Genomic DNA, 25897 nt, shown 5'->3' with positions numbered 1-25897 from the left:
CCAATTTTCTTTCCGTACCAGCCCGTTTCTAGGCGAGCATGGTAAACAGGCTGGACAGCTTGTCTTTCAGGTCTTTCCGGTCGACGATGAAATCCAGAAAGCCATGTTCCAGCACGAATTCGGCGCTCTGGAAATCTTTGGGCAGGTCTTTACCGATGGTTTCGCGGATAACGCGGGGACCGGCAAAACCAATCAGCGCACCGGGTTCGGCAATGTTGAAATCGCCCAGCATGGCGTAGGATGCCGTTACACCCCCCGTTGTCGGATCCGTCAGCAGCGATACATACGGCAGTTTAGCCTGCGCCAGCAGCGCCAGTTTAGCCGATGTCTTGGCCATCTGCATCAGCGAGTAGCCCGCTTCCATCATGCGCGCGCCACCCGACCGCGAAATCATCAGGAAGGGCGTACGGCTCTGGATAGCGTGATCAACGGCACGGGCAATTTTTTCGCCAACGACCGATCCCATCGAGCCGCCGATGAAATTAAAGTCCATGCAGGCAACCGTTACCGTTACGCCATTCATGGGCCCGTAGGCGGTTCGGACGGCGTCTTTGAGGCCGGTTTTAGCCATCGTGGCTTTAACCCGGCCGGGATACGATTTGGTATCGGTGAACTTGAGCGGATCGGCAGAGGTCATGTTCGGGTCAAGCTCGGTGAACGCGTTCTCGTCGAAGAGGATCGAGAAATAAGCGTCGGACCCTATTTTTTCGTGATAATTGCAGTGAACACAGGTATATGCATTGATCTTATGCTCCCGCGTGTGCATTACTTTTTTGCAGTTCGGGCATTGATACCAAAGACCGTCGGGGGCCTCCCGCTTCATTTCGGTCGGGGTCAGAATCCCCTTATCTTTTCGGACGAACCAAGACATGACGTTTATTTACGGTTTACGATTTATGAGCCGCCGTTGATGAGGGCTTTTCATAAACGGGTCGTAAAGGTACAAAGAAAACGAGTGGTGGGTTGCAAAAGAAAATATAGGTACCCTCGTCCGGCTATCGTTTCGTATTTAGTCCGTTTTTTTGTGGCAGACTAACGAAGGCCGGCGTTTAACCGCTGGTACGGCCGTATCATCTTCATGCAACTAACCGATCTTCTGTATAAAATTCCGCTGCTGGCTACGTCGGGCAGTATGAATACCGATATTACCAGCCTTACCATGGATTCACGCCGGGTAGGCCCCGGTAGCCTGTTTGTGGCCGTTCGCGGCACCCTGACCGACGGCCATGCGTTTATCGAAACCGCCGTTCGGCAGGGGGCAGCCGCCATTCTCTGCGAAGACCTTCCCGACAATACCGCCGATGGGGTAGCTTACGTACGGGTCCAGAATACCCCGCATACCCTGGGCCTGATAGCCGCTGCCTTTTACGACCGACCGTCGCAGAAACTACGACTCGTGGGGGTAACCGGTACAAACGGCAAAACCTCGGTGGCTACGCTGCTGTTCCGGCTTTTTCGGGCCCTGGGCTACCGCTGCGGCCTGCTATCTACCGTGCAGAACCAGATCGATGATCAGGTAATACCGGCGACCCATACCACCCCCGATGTGATCACGACCAACCAGCTGCTCACCCAGATGCTGACCAATGGCTGCCAGTACGTCTTCATGGAGGTGAGTTCACACGCCGTGGTCCAGGAGCGGATTGCGGGTTTGCAGTTTGCTGGGGGGATCTTCACCAATATCACCCACGATCACCTCGATTTTCACGGTACATTCGACAACTACATCCGGGCCAAGAAAGGCTTCTTCGATCAGCTGCCGGCTTCGGCCTTTGCGCTGACCAACGTAGACGACAAGCGCGGGCTGGTGATGCTGCAAAACACAGCCGCCCGCCGGGAAACGTACTCACTCCAGACGCTGGCCACGTTTAAAGGCAAGCTGCTGGCCGATACGCTGTTTGGCCTGAACATGCTGGTCGACGATCGGGAGGTATGGTTCAAGCTGATCGGGAAGTTCAACGCCTACAACCTGTTAAGCGTCTACGGAGCGGCTGTGCTGCTGGGCGAAGACCCAACCGAGGTGCTGACCCAGCTGTCGGCTCTGATGCCCCCGCCGGGTCGGTTCGAGCAGGTCGTATCAGACGATAAGATTGTTGGTATTGTCGACTATGCCCATACGCCCGATGCGCTCCAGAACGTGCTGGAAACCATTGTCGGCCTTCGGCATACCGACGAGCAGGACTACCTGCCGCAAATTATCACCGTAGTGGGGTGCGGAGGCAACCGCGATGCTGCAAAGCGACCCATCATGGCCGATATTGCCTGCCGGTTCAGCAACCGGGTCATTCTGACATCCGACAACCCGCGCAACGAAGACCCGATGGCTATTCTGGAGCAGATGCAGGCGGGGGTGTCGCCGGTCGACTTCAAAAAAACAAATACCATCGAAGACCGGCGTGAAGCGATCCAGCGGGCCGTTGCCATGGCCCGGCCGCACGATATCATTTTGGTAGCGGGTAAAGGCCACGAAACCTATCAGGAAATCAACGGGATAAAATACGATTTTGACGACCGGGCCGTACTGCGCGATGCTTTCGCAGAACGCCGAAATCAGTAACTTTGGCCAATAATAATGGATGAGCGATTGAGTGATTGAGCGAATTAATCATGCACTGGCAACTCGCTCAATCGCTCAACCACTCATTCACTCATTTCGTGTATGCTGTATTACCTTTTCCAATTTTTAGACGAACGGTACAACTTTCCGGGGGCCGGGGTATTTCAATACATCTCGTTTCGGGCGCTGGGGGCGGTCATCACCTCGCTGCTGATTGCGGCCATTTTCGGCCGGCGTATCATCGATAAACTACGTACGCTGCAAATCGGCGAATCGATTCGGGATCTGGGGCTGGAAGGGCAAATGCAGAAGCGCGGTACGCCTACGATGGGTGGGTTCATCATCCTGTCGTCTTTGCTGATACCGGCGCTGCTGTTTGCCAAGCTATCGAACGTATACGTGGTACTGGCGCTGGTATCGACCGTATGGACCGGGCTGATCGGCTTCCTCGACGATTACATCAAAGTTTTCAAGAAGAATAAAGAAGGACTGGAGGGGAAGTTCAAAGTAGTTGGGCAGGTTGGTCTGGGATTGATCGTTGGCCTGACGCTGTACTTCAACGAATACGTGAAGATACGTATTTATGCCCCCCGGCTGCTGAGCACATCCAACGTACCGGACGTGTACACCGACGTTAAGTCGACGCTGACAACGGTACCGTTTCTGAAGAATAACGAATTCGACTACAGCTCCCTGCTGTTCGGCGTACTACCCGACGAGTATACCTGGATCGTATATGTACTGGTCTGCATTTTTATCATCACAGCCGTATCGAACGGTGCCAACATTACCGATGGTATTGACGGACTGGCGGCCGGAACATCGGTTATTATCGGGCTGACCATCGGGGTGCTGGCCTACCTGTCGGGTAACAAAGTATTTTCCCAGTATCTCAACATCATGTACATCCCCAACTCGGGTGAACTGGTGATTTTCTGCGCGGCTTTTGTGGGGGCCTGCGTTGGGTTTCTATGGTACAATTCGTACCCGGCGCAGGTGTTCATGGGCGATACGGGCAGCCTGATGCTGGGGGGCGTCATAGCGGTTCTGTTTCTGGCCATTCGAAAAGAGCTGCTTATTCCTATTGTCTGCGGTATTTTCCTGATCGAAAACATATCGGTCATTATGCAGGTCAGTTATTTCAAATACACGAAACAGAGGTATGGCGAGGGCAGGCGTATTTTCCTGATGTCGCCCCTGCACCACCATTTCCAGAAGAAAGGATACCACGAAGCAAAAATCGTTACCCGTTTCTGGATCATTGCCATCATTCTGGCCGTGCTTGCGCTGGCCACCCTGAAGCTCCGGTAGAGGATTTTCAGTCACTCCCTTGTATTTCAGCAGTATACCGCCTATATTTGCACTCCCGTTTCAGGACGGGAGTGTTTTTTGCGTAAGCAAATCATTAGAAATCAACCAATTAGTCTCCATAACAGTGAATACGCTCAGTTACAAAACCATCTCTGCCAACAAAGAAACGGCGCAGAAAGAATGGGTTGTGGTTGACGCTCAGGGTGAGGTGTTGGGTCGGCTGGCCAGCCAGATCGCACGCCTGATTCGCGGCAAACACAAAACCAACTTTACGCCCCACGTTGACTGTGGAGATAACGTAATCGTCATCAATGCCGAGAAGGTTCGTCTGACCGGCGCCAAGATGACCGACAAAGTCTACGTTCGCCACACCGGCTACCCCGGTGGTCAGCGCTTCGCGTCGCCCCGTATCCTGCTCGAAAAGCATCCTCAGCGCATCATCGAGCACGCCGTTAAAGGCATGTTGCCTAAAAATCGGTTAGGCCGTCGGTTGTTTACCAACCTGCACGTATACGCCGGGGATCAGCACCCGCATGAGGCTCAGCAACCCACAGTCGTTAAATTCTAAGTCACAGCCGAATGGATCGTATTAATACCATTGGTCGCCGGAAGACTGCCATCAGCCGCATCTACATGTCGGCAGGCAGCGGGGCCATCACGGTGAACGGAAAAGACTACAAACAGTATTTTCCCACCGAAGTGTTGCAAATCATTCTGAACCAGCCGTTCGCAACGGTAAACGGCGTAGGTGGCTACGACGTGAAGGTCAATGTTCGTGGTGGTGGTGTAGCCGGTCAGGCTGAAGCAACCCGTATGGCCATTGCCCGCGCACTGGTTGAACTGAACGCCGAGTTCCGCCCTGCCCTCAAGAAAGAAGGCTTCCTGACCCGGGATTCGCGTATGGTAGAACGGAAAAAGTACGGTCGCGCCAAGGCTCGTCGTCGGTTCCAGTTCTCGAAACGCTAATCAATGGAAAATGTATAATGAACAATGCCGTTACAGTCCTGTAAGCCTATTTTTCATTACACATTATTCATTTAAAATCGTCCAGACTACCCTTAGATGATGCCGACGGGTGGTGCTGCGTATTTTTAACAACATTCATTTTCAAAGTCTGAAATGGCACAAATCGAATATAAAGACCTCCTCGACGCTGGTGTGCACTTTGGCCACTTAACGCGGAAGTGGGACCCCCGGATGGCTCCGTATATCTTCATGGAGAAAAACGGCATCCACATTATTGACCTTAACAAAACGGTTGCGGCACTCGATGAAGCCTGCAACGCCATCAAAGGCATTGTACGCTCGGGTCGGAAAGTGATGTTCGTGGCTACGAAGAAGCAGGCTCAGGAAATCGTTTCGGAAGAAGCGCGTCGCCTGAAAATGCCGTACGTGACTGACCGCTGGCAGGGCGGTATGCTCACCAACTTCGCAACCATCCGAAAGTCGCTGAAAAAAATGCAGACGCTGGACAAAATGCTGAAAGACGAGGAGACCGTCAAGAGCATTGCCAAGCGCGAGCGTTTGACCAAAACCCGCGATAAAGAGAAACTGGAGCGCGTACTGGGCGGTATTGCCGACCTGACCCGCCTGCCAGCTGCTCTGTTCGTTGTCGACGTAAAGCGTGAGCACATTGCCGTATCGGAAGCACACCGTCTGGGTATTCCGGTTTTTGCTATGTGCGATACCAACTCGAACCCCGAGGAAGTAGATTTCGCGATCCCAGCCAACGATGATGCGTACAAATCTATCGCTCTGATTACGCTGGCCATTGGCCGGGCCATCGAAGAAGGGCTGATGGAGCGCAAACAGGATAAAGACGACCAGCGCGTTCAGGAAGAGGAAGAAGCCAAGCGTAACGAAGACGTTGTGCAGGCCCGCGCCGAAGACGAGAGCAAACTGGCTGATCAGCCCGAAGCAACCGGCTCGCCAGCCGCTGTTGCTGAAGATGAGCAGGATGCATAAACTGATTGACGGTATACCGGTTCCGGCGGTTTGGTGCTACGGCTGCTGATAGCCGACCGACTGATACCCGACATCAACATCAGAAAATAGCCCGTAGCAGCCGCTATGGGCTATTTTCTGATAAAAAGAAATTTACCGTTATGTTAATAACAGGCGGCTTTGTGAATCGAAAAATTAACAACTGAAAACCGTTTTTTACAATGGCAATTACTGCTGCTGACGTAAACAAACTTCGGCAAGAGACCGGAGCCGGGATGATGGATTGCAAAAAGGCCCTCACCGAAGCCGACGGCGATTTTGAAAAAGCCAAAGAGATTCTGCGCAAGCAGGGTCAGAAAATAGCCGACAAACGGGCCGACAACGCTACTGCAGAAGGTATCGTACTGGCTCACGTTAGCGAAGATGGTAAAACCGGCAAAGTGATTGCCCTGGCCTGCGAAACCGAACCCGTATCGAAAGTAGCCGATTTCCAGAATCTGGCTATGGCCGTTATGAGCACGGCTGTTGCTACCAACGCTTCCAGTAAGGAAACGCTGCTGGCAACCCCTCAGGCCGATGGTCGTGCCCTGCAGGATCATATCACGGATCTGATGGGTAAGATCGGCGAGAAAATCGATGTCGCTTCGTTCGAAACCGTTTCGGCCGACAAAGTGGTATCGTACATTCACTCGAACGGTAAACTGGGTGTGCTGGTTGGATTGACCAACACGAACGGTACCGACGTGACCGAAGTAGGTAAGGACGTAGCTATGCAGATTGCAGCGATGAAGCCCGTTGCTCTTGACAAGGATGGCGTCGATGCTACCATTGTTGAGCGTGAGATTGAGATTGGTAAAGAGCAGGCTCGTCAGGAAGGAAAGCCTGAAGCTATGCTGGAGAAGATCGCGATGGGTAAGCTTAACAAGTTCTACAAAGAGAACACCCTTCTGAATCAGGAGTTTGTAAAAGATAGCTCGCTTACTATTGCACAGCTGCTGGAGAAAACCAGCAAAGGGCTGACGGTTTCAGCCTTCAAACGTGTTGCAATAGGATAAAATAAGTAGTTAACTACCGTTTAGTAGATACCCGGCTTTTGAGCCGGGTATTTTTGTTTTTATTCAATCTGACAACTTAATGACCTACGTACATGAAATTATTTAACTAAATTTACCGAGTAACCCACAGTAACTTTATGAAACAAAAGTTAACTGACGAGGAATTGGTCAACAATTACCTCGAAACCCACCAGAATGACTACTTTGAGCAATTGTATGAACGCTATTGCCATAAAGTACATCGTAAGTGCCTTTCGTTTACAAAAGATGACGTACAGGCTCAGGATTTAACCCAGGACATTTTTCTGCGGTTGATGACCCGGCTTGACAGTTACAAACACCAGGCCCGGTTCTCGACCTGGCTATACTCGGTAACGCATAATTATTGTACTGATCAGATCAGGGGCGCCAACAAACGGCAGGCGCTGACTGGCGATAACGACTGGGATACGCTGGATATCAGTGCCGATGATGGTATAGCCGAGCAGGAAGAGCAGATAGCCCGCCGAATTCATCGGGCCATGACCTGTTTGAGCGCTGACGAGCAGATGCTGCTTCATCAGCGGTATCAGGATGGTATCAGCGTAAAGGAACTGGCAATGCAGCATGCGCTAACCGAAAGCGCGGTGAAGATGCGTCTGAAACGATCCCGTGATCGCCTGCGTCAGTACTATTGGCAAAACGATTAAACCCGCCAGCCGTCGAAGATCGATGTGTAGACAAACAGAGTATACTATTTCGCAAAAAAGCCCGGCTGCTCCAGTCGGGCTTTTTTGCTGCTAATCCCATGGGATTATTTGAGTATCGGTGAGTAATAGACCGTTACTTTCTGGCTAATTCAAGTCTTAGACAGGTTATAACCACCGTATGGCTGACTACTCGGATGAAGAATTGGTGCGTCGTTACACGGAGACCCAGCGAAATGAGTACTTCGAGCAATTGTACGAACGCTATTGCGATAAAGTGTATCGCAAGTGTCTGTCATTTAGCAAATCGCCGGCGCAGGCCGAAGACCTTACTCATGATGTCTTTTTAAAGCTGGTGCTCAAACTGGGCAGCTTCAAAGAACAATCGAAGTTTTCGACCTGGCTTTATTCCATAACCTACAATCACTGTGCAGACTACATACGGTCGGCGCAACGGCATACGGAAGTACACATTGATGAAGGCTGGGATCGGATCGATAATTCACAGGACGACGAACTCGCTGAGCTGGCCGAATTTGAAGCCCGGAAACTCAAGTGGGCGCTGGAGAAAATGCCTTACGAAGAACGGACCATGCTGCTAATGAAGTATCAGGATGGGGCCAGCCTCCGGGATATTGCGGAGGTGAGTGGTCTGACCGAAAGCGCGGTGAAAATGCGGCTGAAGCGTTCGCGTGATAAACTGCGCAAATATTACCTCGAAGCGGTTGTATTCTGGTTGCTTCTGGCACTTAAAGTAGCGGTATTGCTCCGCTGGCCCATTCGTTGACCGTATCAGTATGGATGAACCAAATCCTTTCCTGGCAATCGAGCCCGATGCCACGTGCCCACCCGAACTGCGGGAGCAACTTATATCCGAAATTGATCTGATTCGCGACACAATGACAGTTATCGAACTGTACGTGGGCGAATTCTTTAAAGCAGCCTCTATACTGGCTGACCCTCCGGTCGCTAATTCTGGCCAATCTTTTTAATTATGAAACAATTACCCAACCTGACAGAGGTTCTTCGGACGACTTTTCAGACGCTGATCGATCAGTTTATCCAGTTTGTACCGCGCTTACTGGGCGCATTGGTTATTCTGATCATCGGCATCGCCGTGGCGCGTCTGACTGCTTTTGTGGTCAGGCGAGTGTTGGCCCGGGTTGGCTTCGATAAAATTGGTGAGCGCCTGAACGAAATCAGCATCATCAAGCAGCTCAAAACGGAAATAAAGCTGAGCGAGATCGTAGCGAAAATCCTTTATTACTTTATTCTGCTCGTGTTTATTACAGCGGCAACCGAAACGTTGGGCGTAGCGGCCATCACAGACATGGTATCGTCGCTGGTAAACTTCATTCCTAAACTGATTGCGGCCGCCATTATGCTGCAGGTAGGCGTGTTACTGGCCGATGCAATAAGAGGTGCAGTTATTAGCGTTTGTGAGTCGTTCAAAATCGCATCGGGTCGCCTGCTGGGAACGATCGTATTCGTTTTCTTTCTCCTGATTACGCTGATCAGTGCGCTGGGTCAGGCTGGTATCAATACGGAGCTGCTCGAGTCCAGCTTCAACCTGATGATCGGTGGCGTCATTTTTGCCTTTGCCTTCGGATACGGCATAGCGTCGCGGGATCTGATGGCCAACATATTGTCTGCCTTCTATACAAAAAACAAGTATCAGGAAGGACAAACCATTGAGATCGACGGGGTGAAGGGACAGATTACCAGGATCGATACGACATCGATAACGCTCCAGACTGATCAGACCACAACGGTATTCCCGCTGCAACTATTACAGACAAAAAAAGTAGAGATTTATTAACATGAATCCGTTGCCTTTGGGGCTGAATGACGTCCAAACGGCTAAATCTATAGGTATGAAACACTACGTCTATTTACTACTGGGCTGGCTTGCCTGTCAGCCTGCACAGGCGCAGGACTCAACAATTGTCGCCAACTTCAAAGACACCGTAGCCATAAAACCCGATACATCCTACTGGCAGCGTTCGTTTAGCGGAGGTGTCAATTTTAACCAGGCCTCGTTCAATAACTGGACGGGGGGTGGGGTCAACTCGGTAGCCCTCGGAGCCGTCGTTGCCGCGCGGGCGCTGTACGAAAAAGAACGATGGTCGTGGGACAATACCGCCGATCTTCAATTAGGGTTTGTGACGCAGGCGGGGTTGACCCGAAAAGCCGCCGATCAGATTTTGCTGAATTCGGTAGCTGGCTATAAAATCTCGCCCAAGTGGGACATGTTTGGGTCGGGTACATTCACGTCGTTTTTTACGTCAGGCTATCGATACACGGGGTTGGCGCCCGGTCAGACACGTTTCAAAGTAGCTAATTTTCTGGCGCCCGGTCAGCTAACTATAGCCTGGGGCCTGGCCTACAAGCCGAACGACTGGTTTGCCTTGCGGGTGAGCCCGTTTGCGCCACGGTTTACGTTCCTGGCCGACCAGAGCGTCCGTTTCCGGGAGGGGGCCGATAAAATTCCGGTGCGCGACCCAAATGCGACGGTCTACGGCGTTGAGCCGGGACGAAGCATTCGTACCGAATGGCTGGCCTTACAACTGCAGGCGGCTCTGACCCGCAATCTGAGCGAGAACGTAAGCATCAACGCCAAATACCTCCTGTTTGCCAACTACAAGACCCTCAATGCCATCGATCATCGCGTTGATATCATTCTCACCGCCAAAGTCAGTCGATACATCAGTACGACCCTGGGCATAATTGCCTTGTTCGACAAAGATTTCTCCAGCGACTGGCAACTCCAGCAGACGCTGGGTATCGGACTCGTCTACAACGTGACGACGTTTCGGAAGAAATGACAAGGGGCGGGGTGGTTACCAGGTTGGTCAAGCTGCGTCAAAGAAGCCGTATCTGCTAGTACCACCTAAACTCCCACTTGTATCATGATAAAGGAATTTCGCACATTCATTGCGCAGGGTAACGTACTCGATCTGGCCGTCGGGGTTGTTATTGGTGCCGCTTTCGGCAAAATCATCACATCGCTGATCGAAGATATACTCAACCCAATTATTGGCCTGGTATTGGGGGGGGCCGACTTTAAAGAGATGAAGATTGTGTTGAAGGAAGCCGTTGGTACAGCGCCCGAAGTGGCTATTCGGTACGGTAATTTTCTGAATACAATTATTCAGTTTGTGCTGATCGCCTGGGTTATCTTCCTGATTGTAAAAGCTGCGAACCGAAGCCGCCAGGTACCGAACGCATAAAAGTCTATGGCTATCTGCCTGTCAGCAACCCTCCGCTTGGCCGGAGGGTTTTTTTATGCCGTCTGGTCAACTGCTGATCGGAACGACGTCTTGACCGCAATCAGCACGCGGCAAAACCCTCCCGGGTAGTGAATGAGAATGGTTTACCTGGCTGTAAGGTACCAACTTTTTTAAAAAAGTAATTTTACTTGGTTAGTTGTGCGCAGATCAGTATGTTGCATTTAGTACCTTTGATCTATTCAATTAGTAAACTAAAATCAGTCATCTGTATGCTAAGAGAATTTCGCACATTTATCGCCCAGGGTAATGTACTCGATCTGGCTGTCGGGGTTGTCATTGGTGCTGCTTTCGGCAAAATCACCACATCGCTGGTTGAAGATATCATTAACCCTATTCTGGGGCTACTCATTGGCGGTATCGATTTCAGTCAGCTCAAGCTTGTGCTCAAAGAAGCCGCAGGAACCAGCCCCGAAGTGGCCATCCGCTACGGTAATTTTCTGAATATAGTTATCCAGTTTGTGCTGATTGCCTGGGTCATTTTTCTGATCGTCAAGCTGGCCAACCGGTTGCGGCTGTCTGAGTCACTGGCCGCGAAAGAGTAGCGTTACGGCAAAACTTAGGGTAAAAGCTTTCCGGACATTCGGGGAGCTTTTGTTTTATGCGTTATTTTGCCAGTAGTACGTCGTTATCATGTCAGCAAAGAAAATAGTCATTTTAGGCGGGGGCGAGAGTGGAGTCGGCGCGGCCCTGCTGGCTCAGGCGAAAGGGTTTGAGGTCTTTTTGTCGGATAAAGGCTCACTGAAAGACAGTTACCGGGCTACGCTCGAAGCCGCCCAGATTCCGTTCGAGGAAAATCAGCACACCGAAGCCCGTATTCTGGCGGCTTCGGAAGTGATCAAAAGTCCCGGTATTCCGGCAACTGTACCGCTGGTCGAAAAACTACGGGCGCAGGGAACGCCCGTTATATCCGAAATTGAGTTTGCTGCCCGCTATACAAAGGCCCGTTTGATCGGTATTACCGGGAGCAACGGCAAAACAACCACAACCCTGCTGACGTATCATCTGCTGAAAACAGCGGGTTACAATGTAGGCCTGGCCGGAAACGTGGGCGATAGCTTTGCCGCGCAGGTTATCGACGACACGTTCGATTATTTTGTGCTCGAGCTAAGCAGCTTCCAGCTCGACGATATGGAGCAGACTCATCTCGACGTGCGGGTATTGCTCAACATCACTCCTGATCACCTCGACCGCTACGGGTACGTTTTTCAGAACTATGTAGATTCCAAATTCCGGATTCTGCAAAACGCCCGTCCCGACGATACATTCATCTATTTTGCCGAGAGTCAGCCTATACAGACCGAACTGGCCAAACGAAATCCGGCTATCGCCCAACTACCCATTTCGCTGGAGAACCCGGTGGAGGAAGGGGGGTATTTTCTGGACAACACCCTGACGGCCATTCGCAACGGCCATACGTTTCAGATGCCGCAGGCCGAAACAACGCTGCGCGGACCGCATAACGCCATCAATGCCCTGGCGGCTATCCTGGCGGCACAGTCGGTCGGCGTGTCAGACGAGGCCATTGCCGAGGGGTTACGCACGTTCGCGAACGCAGAACACCGTATGGAACCTGCCGGTACGATTCGGGGGGTTCGGTTCATCAACGACTCGAAAGCGACTAATGTCGATTCGGTATACTATGCGCTGGCCAGCATGGACGCGCCAACCGTCTGGATTGCAGGTGGGCAGGATAAAGGTAATGACTACAGCCAGTTAGCTAATCTGGTTCGACAGAAGGTAAAGGCGCTGATTTGCCTGGGCGTCGATAATCATAAACTGACAGATTACTTCGGCCCGGTCGTGCCGTCTATTCAGGAGACCCGCAGCGTAGAGGAAGCCGTATCGATGGGCCTGGCGCTGGCCGAACCCGGAGATATTGTACTGCTTTCGCCAGCCTGCGCCAGCTTCGATCTGTTCAGAAATTACGTAGACCGGGGCAACCAGTTTAAGGCAGCCGTAAAAAATGTACTGGCCGGCAATACGTAACCGAAGCCAACTCGCTCATCGTATATTGCTCATCCCTCATCCCTCAAACTCATGTTCCTTCGCGACTGGATTCGTACACATCTAAAAGGGGATCGCCAGATCTGGTGGATCGTGCTTTATCTGTCGATCATGAGCGTACTGGTGGTGTACAGCGCTACCGGTACCAAGGCGTTTCGGGAGCTGGACGGCAACACCGAAGTGTTTCTGCTGAAACATGGTTCACTGCTGCTGGTCGGTCTGGCCTGCACGTACTTTGCGCATAAGATCAACTATGTCTACTACGCCCGCCTGTCCAAGTTCGGGCTGTGGTTGTCTATTCCGCTGTTGTTATGGGCATTTTTCAAGGGGTCGACCCTGAACGATGCCTCTCGCTGGGTAACGATTCCGATCATCAACCAGACGTTTCAGCCCTCCGATCTGGCCAAGCTGGCGCTGATCTCGAATCTGGCTGCTATGCTGGCCAAGCGGCAGCGGTTCATGAGCGACCCAACCGTCCTGTTCAACATTATCATCTGGATCGGGCTGATCTGCTCGCTGATTATCCTGTCGAACACCTCTACGGCCCTGCTGCTGGGTTTTACCTGTTTTCTGCTGATGTACATTGGCCGGGTGCCGGTTCGCTACCTGATCATCATGGTGGGCGTTTGCGTATTCTTTGGCGGCATCGGTCTGTTCTTCGGCGAACGCTTCGGAACGGCTACCAACCGGATGAAGAATTTCATGGATTCCGACACCATCGTCTATCAGGTCGAGCAGTCGTACATTGCCCTGGCCAATGGCGGCCTGACCGGGCAGGGACCCGGCAACAGTCACCAGCGCAACACCCTGCCCAACCCATTTTCGGATTTCATATACGCCATCATCGTTGAAGAATATGGATTGCTGCTGGGCGGTATTCCGGTGGTGCTGGCGTACCTGTGGTTCCTCTGGCGTGGTATGAAAACACTACAGAAAGCCTCCCGACCGTTTGGGGGGCTACTCTCTGCCGGGCTAACCTTCAGTATTGTTTTCCAGGCTTTTGCCAGTGTTTGTGTCGCTATCGGGCTGGCTCCGGTTACGGGACAACCGCTGCCCTTATTGAGCATGGGAGGAACCTCGCTCATATTTACGGGTCTGGCCATTGGCATTGTGCTGAGCGTGAGTCGGGAAGAGGTAGACGAGAGTAAAATCTAGGAGTCGTAAGCTGGCCGCTTCACCCGCTGAACAGCCAGCTTACCGCTACCTGTCAGGAATAGCTATGAGAATTATAATCAGTGGGGGTGGAACAGGCGGGCATATTTACCCGGCTATTGCTATCGCCAACGAACTGAAACGCCTGGATGCGACCACCGACATTTTGTTCGTGGGGGCCGAAGGTAAAATGGAGATGGAAAAGGTGCCCCGCGCCGGCTACCCCATCGAGGGGTTGCCCGTTGTGGGAATCAAGCGCGAGCTGACGCTGGAGAACCTGATTTTTCCGGTGAAACTGGGTCAGAGCCTATTCCGGGCCCGCCAGATCGTACGGACCTTTCGGCCTGATGCAGCCGTTGGCGTTGGTGGCTATGCCAGTGGCCCTTTGCTGCTGGCTGCGTCTATGGCCGGTGTTCCAACGCTTATTCAGGAGCAGAATTCCTATGCCGGGCTAACCAATAAAGTACTGGCCCGCTGGGCCGAACGGATCTGTGTGGCCTACCCCGGTATGGAGGCATTTTTCCCGGCCGCTAAAATCAGGATGACGGGGAACCCGGTTCGGAGCGACATCCAGTTTGCCGATCAGCAGGTCAGCGCGGGGCAGCAGCTGTTCGGGCTGGAAGCCACCCGCCCCACTTTGCTCGTTATTGGCGGTAGCCAGGGCGCCCGAACGATCAACGAAGCGATGGAGGCCGGACTGACGCAGTTTGTCGATGCCGGCATTCAGGTAGTCTGGCAAACAGGCTCCGCTTTTATTGAGCGCGCCCGGAAGGCCGTAGCCACCGTAGGGTCATCGCTGGTAAAAGCGTATGACTTTATCTACGACATGGATAAAGCCTATGCCGTAGCCGACGCGGTTGTATCGCGGGCGGGGGCGCTGTCGGTGTCGGAGTTGTGTCTGGTAGGGCGACCGGCTATTCTGGTACCGTTTCCGGCGGCAGCCGAAGATCATCAGACCAAAAACGCCATGGCGCTGGTTGATCGGGATGCAGCTCTGCTGGTGCGTGATCAGGCGGCTCGTACCGATCTGATTCCGGCTGCGCTGGCGCTACTGAACAACCCGGCCCAGCGCCAGCAGTTGCGAACCGCTATCAAAACCCTGGCCAGGCCAGATGCAGCCCGCGAGATTGCGGAAGAAGTAGTAAATCTAATGAAACGATGAGTCTGGATCAGTTCAAGTACATCTATTTTCTGGGTATAGGCGGAATCGGTATGAGTGCCCTGGCACGCTGGTTTCGGATCAACGGCTACGAGGTGGCGGGGTATGACCGAACCCCCACCGCCCTGACCAATGCCCTGGAGGCCGAAGGTATGGCCATCCATTTTACCGAGGATACGCAACAGATTCCGGCCGAGTTTCTGGCCAACCCGGCCCAGACGCTGGTCGTTTATACGCCGGCTGTACCCAAGACACATGCCGAGTACATCTACCTGACAGATCATGGGTTTACCCTGCAGAAACGTTCGCAGGTACTGGGCCTGCTGGCCGGTCAGATGAAAACCGTTGGGGTGGCCGGTACACACGGAAAAACCACTACCTCGTCGATGGTCGCTCATATCCTGCGCGATGCGGGGGTAAACTGCGCGGCTTTTCTGGGAGGGATCACCAATAATTACAATACCAATTTTCTGCTCAACGAACCCGCCGATAACCTGCGGGAGGTGGTTTGCGTTGTCGAGGCCGACGAGTTTGACCGGTCGTTTCTGACGCTGTACCCACAGCTGGCCATCGTTACGTCGACCGATGCCGACCACCTCGATATTTATGGGGCGCACGATGCTGTCCTCGAATCATTCGGGCTGTTCGCCAGCCAGATTGCGGATGATGGTGTGCTGTTTATGAAACAGGGCCTGACCCTGGCTGACCAGACAAATGCTACCGTTAAGGAGTATTCGTTACAAAAAGGCGACTATTGTAGTCAGAATCTAAAAATAGAAAATGCAGCTTTTGTTTTCGACCTTGTGTATCCGAACGGTGTAATTACCGATATTCGCCTGACGGTTCCTGGTTTTCACAATGTTGAGAACGCTGTGGCGGCTGGCGCGGTTGCGCTGGAGCTGGGTGTATCGGCAGAAGCTATTCGTTCGGCATTGAATACGTACCGGGGTGTTCGCCGGCGATTCGAGTACATTCTCAAAACAGACGATGCGGTTCTAATCGATGATTATGCGCATCATCCTGAGGAGGTTAGAGCCTTTTTGTCGTCGGTGAAAGCCTTGTATCCGGATCGGGAGCTGACGGCTGTTTTTCAGCCTCACCTCTTCAGCCGCACGCGTGATTTTGCCGAAGGGTTCGCTGAAAGTCTGTCGCTGGCCGATCATGTGATTCTGCTGGATATTTATCCGGCGCGGGAATTACCCATCGAAGGAGTAACGTCGGATCTGATATTTCGGGCGGTACAATCGAAAACCAAACGACAAAGTACCAAAGCTGAATTGGCAGGCGTTGTGCGGGATATGAAGCCTTCTTTGCTGGTCACGATCGGAGCGGGCGACATCGATCAGCAACTGCCGATGCTGAAATCAGCATTAATAGACCAATAGATAAAAATAGTTGGATAATGACTTAGCTTATACGCAGATGTTTTCTACCTTTAAATCAACCAGGAAGTGGTTTTACATGGCCGGCGGGCTTGTCACGTTGCTTGGTCTGATCGCCTTCACCGAAGTGCGGCAGGATCAGAAACGGGTTCGTGCGGTGGTTGTAAAACTTAATCAGGTTGACGGTCACCAGTTTCTGACGCGTCGGGACGTGACGGGGTACTTAACAAACGGCGGAGCTGACCCGGTAATTGGTAAACAGTACGAAGAGGTTGATTTTCGGCAGCTGGAAGTTCGCTTACGGCAGCATGGGCTGGTAAAAACTTGTCAGGTATCCCGAGACTTAATGGGAAATCTACTCGTCAGTGTTGAACAGCCCAGGCCTGTTGCTCGTTTGATGACAGACAGCGAAGGGGTTCGGACCGTCTCGGGGCAGTACATTAGCGAAGAAGGTCGGTTCTTTCCGATCTCGATGAATTATACCGCTCGTGTGCCTATCCTGACCGGGCCGTATTTTAAACGGAACCGCTCGCTGGCCAGCGAACGGAACCAGCCTTTACTTGGCCTGCTTCGGTACATTGCCGACGACCCGCTCTGGCGGGCGCAGATCGCCGAACTGTCGGTCGATGAGCAGGGTGAGGTAACCATGTGGCCGCAGGTGGGAAACCACCGAATCGAGCTTGGCTTGCCAGCCGATCTGGATGCGAAGTTTAAGAAATTGAAGTTAGTATATACCGACGTTTTACCGGCTAAGGGATGGGATCGCTACAGCCGGGTAAACGTTCAGTACCGAAATCAAATCGTGTGCGAATGACAACAACGGGAAGTGACGAGAAAATTGTGGTCGGGCTCGACATCGGCAGCACCAAAGTGTGTGCGGTGGCTGGCCGGTTGGTTCGTAACAACAGAGAACAGGAAACGCTTGAAGTACTGGGCGTGGGAGAAACCGCTCTGGCCGATGGGGTTACGAAAGGGTCGGTGGTTAACGTCAACAACACGGTAAACGCCATCCGGCGCGCCGTAGCCGAAGCATCGAACCAGTCGAACCTGAACATTCACTCGGTCAACGTTAGCTTTAGCGGAGCACACGTGACGTCGATCAAGGCGAATGGCAACATCACGCGCTCGTCGATGGGTGATGAAGTTCAGATTGAGGATATCGATCACCTCCTGAGCGATATGTACCGAAACCGTACGTCAATTCCGGCCGATAAAGAGATTATTCACGTGTTGCCCATGGATTTCATGGTCGATAACGAATCGAATATCAATCAGCCGGTTGGTCGTAACGGCGTAAAGCTCGGGGCCGATTTCCAGCTCATTACGGCGCAGGCCAACGCGGCCCGTAACGTACGCAAGTGCATTACCCGAAACAATCTGGAGCAGGAAACGATGATGCTGTCGGCCCTGGCGTCGGGCCTGGCGGTACTGACTGATGAAGAAAAATACGCCGGCGTGGCCCTGGTCGATATTGGTGGTGGCACGACCGAACTGGCTATTTATTACCGCAACGTGCTTCGTCATGTGGCGGTGTTCCCGTGGGCCGGTAACAGCCTGACGTCCGATATTCAGGCGGGCTGTAAAATTCTGCCCAATCAGGCGGAGCAGCTCAAACGCAAGTTCGGCAGTGCCATACCGGGTGAGTACAATCTCAACGAAGTGGTGGCGGTACCGGGTCTGAGCAACCGGCGTCCTAAAGATGTTTTACTGAAGAATGTAGCGGTTATTATTGAAGATCGTCTGCGCGAAATTGCTGCGTTGATTCAGGCTGAAATCATTCGGTCGGGCTACGAAGGCAAACTGCTGGGCGGGCTTGTCCTGACCGGTGGTACGGCGCTGATTCCCGGCGTTGAGCAGATATTTGGGCGGGTAACGGGCGTTGAAGAAGTGCGCGTTGGCTATCCCGAGCATCTGGAACCCAACGGTCGGGCCGATCTGGTGGGCGACCCTGCCTATGCTACGGCCGTGGGTCTGGTGTGGGCTGGTTATAAGACCATTGATAATCGGATTTCGTTTATCAGCGATCCCAACCGGGCCGCCTATAACGACGAGCCAGCCAACGTGCCAACCCGCCAGCCGACATACGGTCCGCCACCAACGCCGGTGCGCGAGAAGGTAGAGAAAGCACCTGTCCCCGAGAAGGCGCCCGAAGAGGGCGGAGGTTTGCTGGGCTGGCTCCGTAAGGTAACGCGACCGATTCGCGGTAACGAAACCGACCCCTATTAACCGACCCGCGAGGGGAGACCGGCCCCAAGCCGGTTCATTTGCATTCAGGCAGTACCAACTATCGAAACAGACACCACAGACCCACACATGCAAAGTCAGGGCTATAGATTCGACATACCGGATGACAATCCGACAATCATTAAAGTGGTTGGGGTAGGGGGCATGGGCGGCAATGCCGTCAAGCACATGTTTGACATGAAGATGCAGGACGTCAATTTTGCCGTCTGCAATACCGACCGTCAGGCACTCATGAACAACCCCGTTCCAACCAAATTGCAACTGGGCGATGGGCTGGGAGCAGGTACCGAAGCCAAAGCGGGCGAAGATGCGGCCCGTGCCAGCATCGATGAGATCCGAAACCTGTTGGCGCCACCGACCAAGATGGTGTTCATTACGGCGGGTATGGGCGGTGGTACCGGAACCGGTGCTGCGCCGGTAGTGGCCGAGGTGGCCCGCGAAATGGGACTTCTGACAGTAGCTGTCGTCACGGCGCCCTACTACTTTGAAGGAACCGACAAAAAAGAACAGGCTCGCGAAGGGATCGAGAAGCTGAAACGCAGCTGCGATACGGTACTGGTCGTTCTGAACGACAAGCTGGCCGAACTCTACAGCGAACTGACCTGGACGGATGCCTACGCACATGCCGATGATGTACTGGCCAACGCGGTAAAGAGTATTGCCGAAATCATCACGACTCAGGGCGACATCAACGCTGACTTTGCCGACGTTAAGAAAGTACTGGAAAACGCGGGTCAGTCGGTAATGGGATCGGCCGAAGCGGCTGGTGAAGACCGGGCATTACGCGCTATCGAAGCGGCTCTGAACTCGCCCCTGCTCAACGATCATGACATTCGGGGTGCTAAACGGATTCTGCTCACGATCTCGTCGAGTAAGGAACACGCCATGCGACTGAAGGAGCAGATGGCCATCTCGGAGCATGTAGCCAAGAAAATTCAGACCGAAGCCCGAATGTTCAAGTTTGGCGCTATTACCGACAAGAATCTGGGCGACAGTTTGCGCGTCACGATCATTGCGGCTGGCTTCGACGGGACATCAACGCTGATGGATCAGCTCAAGAACACGGTTGTTGAACCTGAACTCATTGCGGAGCCGGAGAAAGAGCTGGAAGAGGTGATCGATGAACAGCCACAGGATGCGACCGAGCCGACCGAGCTATTCCCTGCCGATCCTGTAATCATCGACCCGGTGGTAGCTCCCAAACCGGAAGGCGTGGTGGTAGCAGTCGATGAACGGCAGCTGACACCAACCGGCTATAACGGCGCCACCATCGTCCGGCCCGACACGCTGCCGGGCGCGGGCATGCGGCCTAACCACCAGCATGACGAAAATGGTATTTTACTGCTCGACGAAGATGAACGCCCGAGCGACGCAGACTTGATCGAACGGATGATCCGGACGTTTGTGGATGGTAAATACACCGCCACCGAACTTGACCGGCCTACGTTCGAGCGGAACAAGACGCTGCTGTATTCGCTGCCGATGCTACCCGAACATGAGTTCGTCCGCTCGAAACTGAACGATTAATTAGTCATTGTCATACAAAAGTCCGGGGTTGCGGTAGCGCAATTGCCGGACTTTTGCGTTAAGCCCGACCCTGCCGTGACCCATACCGACGTTAAGACGGCGCTGCTGGCGCTGGAACAACCCGAACGGGCTTCGTTTGTAGCTCGTTTCTTCAAGACCCGGCCCGGCCAGTACGGCGAGGGCGACCAGTTCCTGGGGCTCTCGATGCCGCAGCAGCATGCGATTGCGAGGCAGTTCAGGTTGCTACCGGCCGATGACGTGGAGCAGCTGCTCCACGATCCGTACCACGAATGCCGGATGACGGCCCTGCTTATCTGGGTGTATCAGGCCCGAAAAACAGGGATAACCGGTCGGGCTGACCTGGCCGACCGCTACCTGGCCAATCGACAGTATGTCAACAACTGGGATCTGGTAGACGTGACCTGCCCGGCTATTCTGGGCGAGTATCTCCTGCATACCGATCGATCGGTGCTGTACGATCTGGCCCGGCAGGATCACCTCTGGAGCCAGCGAATAGCCATGGTGTCGACACTGGCGTTTATCCGGAAAGGACAGTTTGCGGATACGTTTGCCCTGGCCGAACTACTTCTATCCCATAAACACGACCTGATTCATAAAGCCATTGGCTGGATGCTGCGCGAGGTGGGTAAACGCAGCCCCGAAGCGCTGGAGGAGTTTTTGCACGACCACATCCGGCAGATGCCGCGTACGGCTCTACGCTATGCCATCGAGAAATTTGACTCCGCCCGTCGGCAGTATTATCTGAAGCTGTAAGGTGATGGCACGGTACTCAGCCTGTTTGGTTAACAACAGGACGGTTTCGTCGGATCGGGTGCGCTTTTAACATGGCACCCGATCCGACAAAAATTAGCACAAAATCCAAGACGTAATCTTCTTCTGCCAGCAAAGCCCGGACGGAATAAGTAGCTGTCAGAACGTACTGAACTTCAGCCGCTGATAGGGCGACACGCCTGTACAATGGTCGTGCACTATGGCTATTTACTGCTGCACCCCGACCAGATTCAGCATGAAGGCGTACTCCAGCGCAATTTCTTTCAGGGCCTGGAAACGGCCCGAAGCACCCCCGTGGCCCGCTTCCATGTTGGTATGGAGCAATAGCTGATTGGTATCGGTTTTCAGCGTACGGAGTTTGGCAACCCATTTGGCGGGTTCCCAATACTGCACCTGCGAGTCATGAAGCCCCGTGGTCACGAGCAGATTGGGATAGGCTTTCTTCGTGACGTTGTCGTAAGGCGAATACGATTTCATGTAGTCGTAGTAAACCTTCTGCTTGGGGTTGCCCCATTCTTCAAATTCACCCGTCGTGAGCGGAATGGTTTCGTCGAGCATAGTCGTGACTACATCGACGAAGGGGACGGCGGCTACAACGCCCCGGTAGAGCTGGGGCGCCTGGTTAATGACCGCACCCATCAGCAGACCACCTGCGCTGCCGCCCATAGCAAACAGCTTATCCGGCGAGGTGTATTTCTGGTTGATGAGGTGCTGCGATACGTCGACAAAGTCATTGAAGGTATTTTTCTTCTTCAGCATCTTTCCGTCTTCGTACCACCGACGCCCCATCTCCTGACCGCCCCGAATGTGGGCCATGGCGTAAATAAACCCCCGGTCCAGCAGGCTCAGGCGGGTCGAGCTGAAGCTGGGTTCCATGTTGATACCGTAAGAGCCGTAGGAGTATTGCAGCAGGGGTGCCGAGCCGTCTTTTTTGGTTCCTTTCCGGTACACGATCGATACCGGCACTTTGGCACCGTCGCGGGCCGTTACGAAAATACGCTCGGAGGTGTAGTTGGCCGGATCGAAGCCACCCAGTACCTCCTGACGCTTCATCAGGGTGGCGGTCTGGGTGTCCATGTTGTAATCGTAGGTCGAGCTTGGGGTGGTCAGCGACGCATAGGTATAGCGCACCACGTTCGTGTTGAAGTCCGGGTTGTAGCCGATGCCTGCCACGTAAGCCGGGTCCTGAAACGGCAGGTAAAAGTCGGCCCTGGCCGGATCGCCGGTCCCTTTCTGGCTGATAATCCGAATGTTGGTCAGGCCTGCTTTGCGTTCGCCCAGGACGAGGTGATTGGCAAACACGTCGAGGTCACTCAGGTACACGTCGGCCCGGTGCGGAATGACTTCTTTCCAGGCGTTCCGGTCGGCCGTTTTGCCTTCCGGCACTTCCATGAGCCGGAAGTTTTCTGCCTTCCAGTTGGTCCGCACGTAGAACTTGTCTTTGTAATGAACGATGTCGTATTCGTGTCCTTTCTCGCGCGGCAGAAATACCGTAAAGGCCCCAGTGGGTTTGCTGGCGTCGAGCAGCCGGTATTCCGTAGCGACACCATTATGATCGACGCCGATTGTGATGTATTTCTTTGATTTCGAACGGCCCAGCCCCATGTAAAACTGGTTATCCGGCTCTTCGTAGACCAGCACATCCTGCTCGGGACTGGTGCCCAGCACGTGCCGGAATACCTGATAGCCGAGCAGCGTCTGCGGGTCTTTCTTGATGTAGAACAGCGTCTTGTTATCAGCCGCCCAGGCAAAGCTGCCTGCTTCGGTATTGGGTATGATCTCGGGGTAGATCTGGCCGGTTTTGAGGTTCTTGATCCGCAGCGTATAGAGTCGTCGGCTTACGGTGTCTTCGCAGAATACGGCCAGTTCGTCGTTGTCCGACACCTCATAGCCGCCCAGCTGATAGTAGTTATGGCCGCGGGCCAGGGCGTTCCCGTCGAACATGACTTCTTCGGTACCGGTCAGCGCGCCTTTTTTGCGGCAGTAAATCGGGTACTCGCCACCGGTTACGTAGCGGGTGTAGTAGTAGTAGTCTCCTTCTTTGTAGGGAACCGATTCATCCTGCTGTTTGATGCGACCCTTCATCTCGTCGAACAGTCTGTCCTGCAGTCCCTTTACCGGCGCCAGTACCTGGTCCAGGTAGGCGTTTTCGGCCTTCAGGTAGTTGATTACGTCCGGATTTTCGCGCTCGTTGAGGTAGTAGTAATTATCGACGCGGGTGTCGCCGTGAATGGTGAGTTCTTTGGGCTTGATAGCGGCCCTGGGGGGCTGTACGTTTTGTGCCTGAGTCATGCTGTGCAGCGTGAGGGTGGTAATAATCAGTAAACACGTTCCCTTCATAGCAGTTCGTTTAAGAGGTCAGTTTGTAAAGATACGCTTTGTTTGCGCGCCCCGGCGATGCGGCCGACTCGCCAACAGGAAGAAACCAATCGACGGATCGAACTTTGCCCGACCTCTGCTGTTCTGCGAGTATCGCCTATGCTAGAACTTGTTGTTGCCCGCTATACCGAAGACCTGGCCTGGCTACGGAAACGCCCTGCCAGTCTGCACGTAACCGTCTATGATAAAAGTGCCGATGGGTCGGCGGGCCCCGATGCGCTTGTGCTTCCCAACGTAGGGCGTGAGGCCCATACCTACCTCCACCACCTCGTTGAGCGCTACGACACGCTGGCCGAATGGACCATCTTCTGCCAGGGGAAACCGTTTGACCATGCCTTCGATTTCAAGAAAACCCTGCGGGCCTTTGCCGATGCTCCCGACGCGATCAGTCCGCTGGGGTTTTGCTGGCTGGGCCACCTGATCGATACCGACGATGATCAGGGTGACCGCTTGTTCAGGCCCTGGAGCAAGAACGAAGACGGGCGCGGTCTCGATCTGCGCGGCTTTCATCGGGCGTTGTTCGACACTGACGGACCGCCAGCGTACACCTTTGTGCTGGGTGCTCAGTTTGCCGTTCATCGCGATGTAGTGCGTCGGCAAACGCGCGCCTTTTACGAGCGGGCTCTGGCTGTATCGATCACGTTTCTTGACGCAGCCCACTGTTTTGAGCGGAGCTGGGATCTGGTATTTGGCCTGGTCGGTATTGACCGCCAATGGCTGGCCGGTCGGCAAACGGTTCATCTGAAGCCGATGCGACACCAGACGCCTGATCTGCTTCAGTGAGTTTGAGGCCAGTTGCTGTAAGCAAATGCAGAAACTGTCTTGTGGCGCATGAGGCCTTATAAACCGGCGGCCAGTGGTTTCGATCACTGGCCGTCGGTTTGTAGGGATGAGTAAAGGGGTAGTCGGCAACGCCAATTATCTACAAGCCGGTCTTTTCCAGCTGGGTTAGCCACTTGCCGTACGCGTCGCGATACCGTTCCTGATCGCGGATGTTGGGATCGATGGTTTTAGTGACGTGGAGGCCGGTAAAGGCTTCCTGCGCGGTTTTGTAATAGCCAAGACCAAGTCCGGCTCCGCGGGCGGCTCCATGCGCCCCGTCGGTATTGTACAGCTCGATAGCCGCCCCGGTCAGGTTGGCCAGCGTGTCGCGGAAGAGCGGGCTGAGCATCATATTGGCTTCGCCGGCCCGGATCGTTTGCAGACCAACGCCCACGCTTTCCATAACCTGAATCCCGTAATAAAGCGCAAAAACGATACCTTCCTGAGCGGCCCGGATCAGGTGGGGCAGTTCGTGGCGGGTCAGTTGCAGGCCGTGGAACGACGCGCCCGGATCGGCGTTTTCGAGTACGCGTTCGGCGCCGTTGCCGAACGGCAGGCAAACCAGGCCATCGGCACCAACGGGTGCTTCGTGGGCCAGGCGGTTCATCTCATCGTAACTGATGGTCCGGCGCAGCACCTGGTTGCGGAGCCAGCTGTTCAGAATACCCGTTCCGTTTACGCACAACAGCACCCCGTAGCGTGGAGCCTCGGGGCGGTGGCTGACGTGCAGAAACGTATTGACCCGCGATTTGGGGTCGTAATCGGCCCGGTCGCTGACGCCGTATACGACACCAGACGTACCCGCCGTAGCGGCAATCTGGCCTGGTTCGAGTACGTTGAGCGAGAAAGCGTTGTTGGGCTGGTCGCCCGCGCGGTAGGTAACGGGCGTTCCGGCGGCAAGACCCAGTTCAGCGGCTGCCGTGCTGCTTAGTTCGCCCTGGGGAGCAAACGTAGGCCGGATGGTAGGCAGCAGCGATGCATCGAAGCCGTAATAATCGAGCAGAAACTGCGCGGGCTCGTTAGTCTGGAAATCCCAGAAGATTCCTTCTGACAAACCCGATCCCGTTGTGACGATCTCGCCCGTCATGCGGGCCGCCAGGTAATCGCCGGGGAGCATGAAGTGGGCTACCTGCGCGTATACGTCGGGTTCGTTAGCTTTGACCCAGGCCAGTTTGGCGGCTGTAAAATTGCCCGGCGAGTTGAGCAGATGTTTCAGTACCCGGTCGCGGCCGAGGTCATCGAAGGCCCGGTTGCCGTACGGAACGGCCCGGCTGTCGCACCAGATGATGGAAGGCCGCAATACGTTCATATCCTTGTCTACCACCACCAGCCCGTGCATCTGGTACGAGATGCCGATGGCTTTGACGTCCTCGGGCCGAACGCTGGCCTGTTTCAGTACCGCCTGGCTGGCCCGGCAGGCATTATGCCACCACTGCTCAGGCTGCTGTTCGGCAAACCCGGGCTGGGGCGAATCGATGGCCATTTCGGTTTCGGGGAAGAACACCGACGCTACGGCTTTACCGCTTTCGGCATCGAGTAAACACGCTTTGACGGACGATGAGCCGAGGTCGAAGCCAAGAAAATACATAACTA

Annotated in this window: 24 protein-coding genes; 21 read left to right on the top strand and 3 right to left on the bottom strand. The window is 53.9% G+C overall.

Annotated elements, in window-relative coordinates:
• Window positions 1-28: 28 nt before the first annotated feature.
• Entirely contained in the window at window positions 29-871 is an 843-nt protein-coding gene (gene accD, locus EQG79_RS16775) for an acetyl-CoA carboxylase, carboxyltransferase subunit beta (RefSeq protein ID WP_077922528.1), read from the bottom strand.
• Between the two features lie 207 nt (window positions 872-1078).
• Between accD and EQG79_RS16770 the strand changes: the two genes are divergently transcribed.
• The 20 genes from EQG79_RS16770 to EQG79_RS16670 all read left to right on the top strand — a co-directional run bounded on the left by EQG79_RS16770 (window position 1079) and on the right by EQG79_RS16670 (window position 21085).
• Window positions 1079-2557 carry a UDP-N-acetylmuramoyl-L-alanyl-D-glutamate--2,6-diaminopimelate ligase gene (locus tag EQG79_RS16770; RefSeq protein WP_129602722.1) on the top strand — a complete coding sequence of 493 codons (1479 nt, stop codon included), beginning with the start codon at window positions 1079-1081 and terminating at the stop codon, window positions 2555-2557.
• Between the two features lie 102 nt (window positions 2558-2659).
• Entirely contained in the window at window positions 2660-3868 is a 1209-nt protein-coding gene (mraY, locus tag EQG79_RS16765) for a phospho-N-acetylmuramoyl-pentapeptide-transferase (protein WP_077922526.1), read from the top strand.
• Window positions 3869-3992: 124 nt separating this feature from the next.
• Window positions 3993-4436 carry a 50S ribosomal protein L13 gene (gene rplM, locus EQG79_RS16760; protein WP_077922525.1) on the top strand — a complete coding sequence of 148 codons (444 nt, stop codon included), beginning with the start codon at window positions 3993-3995 and terminating at the stop codon, window positions 4434-4436.
• Between the two features lie 11 nt (window positions 4437-4447).
• Window positions 4448-4834, top strand: a complete 387-nt coding sequence (rpsI, locus tag EQG79_RS16755) for a 30S ribosomal protein S9 (RefSeq protein ID WP_077922524.1) — start codon at window positions 4448-4450, stop codon at window positions 4832-4834.
• 153 nt (window positions 4835-4987) lie between these two features.
• Window positions 4988-5833, top strand: coding sequence for a 30S ribosomal protein S2 (gene rpsB, locus EQG79_RS16750; RefSeq protein WP_077922523.1), 846 nt, complete (start codon window positions 4988-4990; stop codon window positions 5831-5833).
• A gap of 200 nt (window positions 5834-6033) precedes the next feature.
• Window positions 6034-6867: a translation elongation factor Ts gene (tsf, locus tag EQG79_RS16745; protein ID WP_129602720.1), complete on the top strand. Its 834-nt coding sequence runs from the start codon at window positions 6034-6036 to the stop codon at window positions 6865-6867.
• 137 nt (window positions 6868-7004) lie between these two features.
• The gene (locus EQG79_RS16740; protein WP_129602718.1) at window positions 7005-7556 is read left to right on the top strand and encodes an RNA polymerase sigma factor; all 552 of its coding nucleotides are present in this window, start codon (window positions 7005-7007) and stop codon (window positions 7554-7556) included.
• A gap of 178 nt (window positions 7557-7734) precedes the next feature.
• A complete protein-coding gene (locus EQG79_RS16735; protein ID WP_077922520.1) occupies window positions 7735-8340 on the top strand; it encodes an RNA polymerase sigma factor in 606 nt (201 codons plus the stop codon).
• Between the two features lie 207 nt (window positions 8341-8547).
• Window positions 8548-9372, top strand: a complete 825-nt coding sequence (locus tag EQG79_RS16725) for a mechanosensitive ion channel family protein (protein ID WP_077922518.1) — start codon at window positions 8548-8550, stop codon at window positions 9370-9372.
• A 55-nt stretch (window positions 9373-9427) separates the two neighbouring features.
• The gene (locus tag EQG79_RS16720; protein ID WP_129602714.1) at window positions 9428-10378 is read left to right on the top strand and encodes a DUF3078 domain-containing protein; all 951 of its coding nucleotides are present in this window, start codon (window positions 9428-9430) and stop codon (window positions 10376-10378) included.
• Window positions 10379-10462: 84 nt separating this feature from the next.
• Window positions 10463-10783, top strand: a complete 321-nt coding sequence (gene mscL / locus EQG79_RS16715) for a large conductance mechanosensitive channel protein MscL (RefSeq protein WP_099073573.1) — start codon at window positions 10463-10465, stop codon at window positions 10781-10783.
• A 269-nt stretch (window positions 10784-11052) separates the two neighbouring features.
• The gene (gene mscL / locus EQG79_RS16710) at window positions 11053-11385 is read left to right on the top strand and encodes a large-conductance mechanosensitive channel protein MscL (protein ID WP_077922516.1); all 333 of its coding nucleotides are present in this window, start codon (window positions 11053-11055) and stop codon (window positions 11383-11385) included.
• An 88-nt stretch (window positions 11386-11473) separates the two neighbouring features.
• A complete protein-coding gene (gene murD / locus EQG79_RS16705) occupies window positions 11474-12829 on the top strand; it encodes a UDP-N-acetylmuramoyl-L-alanine--D-glutamate ligase (RefSeq protein ID WP_077922515.1) in 1356 nt (451 codons plus the stop codon).
• Window positions 12830-12880: 51 nt separating this feature from the next.
• Complete coding sequence (locus EQG79_RS16700; protein ID WP_077922514.1) at window positions 12881-14002, top strand: FtsW/RodA/SpoVE family cell cycle protein; 1122 nt, start codon at window positions 12881-12883, stop codon at window positions 14000-14002.
• 64 nt (window positions 14003-14066) lie between these two features.
• Window positions 14067-15161 (top strand): undecaprenyldiphospho-muramoylpentapeptide beta-N-acetylglucosaminyltransferase, encoded by a 1095-nt coding sequence (murG, locus tag EQG79_RS16695; RefSeq protein ID WP_129602712.1) that lies wholly within the window; start codon window positions 14067-14069, stop codon window positions 15159-15161.
• On the top strand, window positions 15158-16543 hold the full coding sequence (gene murC / locus EQG79_RS16690) for a UDP-N-acetylmuramate--L-alanine ligase (RefSeq protein ID WP_129602710.1): 1386 nt from the start codon (window positions 15158-15160) through the stop codon (window positions 16541-16543). The genes murG and murC overlap by 4 nt, the downstream gene beginning before the upstream one ends.
• Before the next feature lie 37 nt (window positions 16544-16580).
• Window positions 16581-17354, top strand: a complete 774-nt coding sequence (locus EQG79_RS16685) for a cell division protein FtsQ/DivIB (RefSeq protein WP_129602708.1) — start codon at window positions 16581-16583, stop codon at window positions 17352-17354.
• Entirely contained in the window at window positions 17351-18766 is a 1416-nt protein-coding gene (ftsA, locus tag EQG79_RS16680) for a cell division protein FtsA (RefSeq protein ID WP_077922511.1), read from the top strand. The genes EQG79_RS16685 and ftsA overlap by 4 nt, the downstream gene beginning before the upstream one ends.
• Before the next feature lie 87 nt (window positions 18767-18853).
• Window positions 18854-20311 carry a cell division protein FtsZ gene (gene ftsZ, locus EQG79_RS16675; RefSeq protein ID WP_129602705.1) on the top strand — a complete coding sequence of 486 codons (1458 nt, stop codon included), beginning with the start codon at window positions 18854-18856 and terminating at the stop codon, window positions 20309-20311.
• A 75-nt stretch (window positions 20312-20386) separates the two neighbouring features.
• Window positions 20387-21085, top strand: coding sequence for a DNA alkylation repair protein (locus tag EQG79_RS16670; RefSeq protein ID WP_129602703.1), 699 nt, complete (start codon window positions 20387-20389; stop codon window positions 21083-21085).
• A 225-nt stretch (window positions 21086-21310) separates the two neighbouring features.
• Here EQG79_RS16670 and EQG79_RS16665 read toward each other — a convergent pair whose 3' ends face one another.
• On the bottom strand, window positions 21311-23443 hold the full coding sequence (locus tag EQG79_RS16665; protein ID WP_129602700.1) for a S9 family peptidase: 2133 nt from the start codon (window positions 23441-23443) through the stop codon (window positions 21311-21313).
• A 138-nt stretch (window positions 23444-23581) separates the two neighbouring features.
• Between EQG79_RS16665 and EQG79_RS16660 the strand changes: the two genes are divergently transcribed.
• On the top strand, window positions 23582-24265 hold the full coding sequence (locus EQG79_RS16660) for a DUF3431 domain-containing protein (protein WP_129602697.1): 684 nt from the start codon (window positions 23582-23584) through the stop codon (window positions 24263-24265).
• A 139-nt stretch (window positions 24266-24404) separates the two neighbouring features.
• Here the strand turns inward: EQG79_RS16660 and EQG79_RS16655 are convergent, their stop codons facing one another.
• Window positions 24405-25892 carry a xylulokinase gene (locus tag EQG79_RS16655; protein WP_129602695.1) on the bottom strand — a complete coding sequence of 496 codons (1488 nt, stop codon included), beginning with the start codon at window positions 25890-25892 and terminating at the stop codon, window positions 24405-24407.
• Between the last annotated feature and the right edge of the window lie 5 nt (window positions 25893-25897).

Origin of the sequence: Spirosoma sordidisoli (genome assembly GCF_004138325.1) — a bacterium.
Classification (GTDB): domain Bacteria; phylum Bacteroidota; class Bacteroidia; order Cytophagales; family Spirosomataceae; genus Spirosoma; species Spirosoma sordidisoli.
This window is presented reverse-complemented; position numbering and strand designations above follow the sequence as displayed.

Bases quoted from the DNA above. Each gene is read 5' to 3' on its own strand.
- accD (WP_077922528.1), bottom strand. From the start codon at position 871: ATGTCTTGGTTCGTCCGAAAAGATAAGGGGATTCTGACCCCGACCGAA.
- EQG79_RS16770 (WP_129602722.1), top strand. From the start codon at position 1,079: ATGCAACTAACCGATCTTCTGTATAAAATTCCGCTGCTGGCTACGTCG.
- mraY (WP_077922526.1), top strand. From the start codon at position 2,660: ATGCTGTATTACCTTTTCCAATTTTTAGACGAACGGTACAACTTTCCG.
- rpsI (WP_077922524.1), top strand. From the start codon at position 4,448: ATGGATCGTATTAATACCATTGGTCGCCGGAAGACTGCCATCAGCCGC.
- rpsB (WP_077922523.1), top strand. From the start codon at position 4,988: ATGGCACAAATCGAATATAAAGACCTCCTCGACGCTGGTGTGCACTTT.
- tsf (WP_129602720.1), top strand. From the start codon at position 6,034: ATGGCAATTACTGCTGCTGACGTAAACAAACTTCGGCAAGAGACCGGA.
- EQG79_RS16740 (WP_129602718.1), top strand. From the start codon at position 7,005: ATGAAACAAAAGTTAACTGACGAGGAATTGGTCAACAATTACCTCGAA.
- EQG79_RS16735 (WP_077922520.1), top strand. From the start codon at position 7,735: ATGGCTGACTACTCGGATGAAGAATTGGTGCGTCGTTACACGGAGACC.
- EQG79_RS16725 (WP_077922518.1), top strand. From the start codon at position 8,548: ATGAAACAATTACCCAACCTGACAGAGGTTCTTCGGACGACTTTTCAG.
- EQG79_RS16720 (WP_129602714.1), top strand. From the start codon at position 9,428: ATGAAACACTACGTCTATTTACTACTGGGCTGGCTTGCCTGTCAGCCT.
- mscL (WP_099073573.1), top strand. From the start codon at position 10,463: ATGATAAAGGAATTTCGCACATTCATTGCGCAGGGTAACGTACTCGAT.
- mscL (WP_077922516.1), top strand. From the start codon at position 11,053: ATGCTAAGAGAATTTCGCACATTTATCGCCCAGGGTAATGTACTCGAT.
- murD (WP_077922515.1), top strand. From the start codon at position 11,474: ATGTCAGCAAAGAAAATAGTCATTTTAGGCGGGGGCGAGAGTGGAGTC.
- EQG79_RS16700 (WP_077922514.1), top strand. From the start codon at position 12,881: ATGTTCCTTCGCGACTGGATTCGTACACATCTAAAAGGGGATCGCCAG.
- murG (WP_129602712.1), top strand. From the start codon at position 14,067: ATGAGAATTATAATCAGTGGGGGTGGAACAGGCGGGCATATTTACCCG.
- murC (WP_129602710.1), top strand. From the start codon at position 15,158: ATGAGTCTGGATCAGTTCAAGTACATCTATTTTCTGGGTATAGGCGGA.
- EQG79_RS16685 (WP_129602708.1), top strand. From the start codon at position 16,581: ATGTTTTCTACCTTTAAATCAACCAGGAAGTGGTTTTACATGGCCGGC.
- ftsA (WP_077922511.1), top strand. From the start codon at position 17,351: ATGACAACAACGGGAAGTGACGAGAAAATTGTGGTCGGGCTCGACATC.
- ftsZ (WP_129602705.1), top strand. From the start codon at position 18,854: ATGCAAAGTCAGGGCTATAGATTCGACATACCGGATGACAATCCGACA.
- EQG79_RS16665 (WP_129602700.1), bottom strand. From the start codon at position 23,443: ATGAAGGGAACGTGTTTACTGATTATTACCACCCTCACGCTGCACAGC.
- EQG79_RS16660 (WP_129602697.1), top strand. From the start codon at position 23,582: ATGCTAGAACTTGTTGTTGCCCGCTATACCGAAGACCTGGCCTGGCTA.
- EQG79_RS16655 (WP_129602695.1), bottom strand. From the start codon at position 25,892: ATGTATTTTCTTGGCTTCGACCTCGGCTCATCGTCCGTCAAAGCGTGT.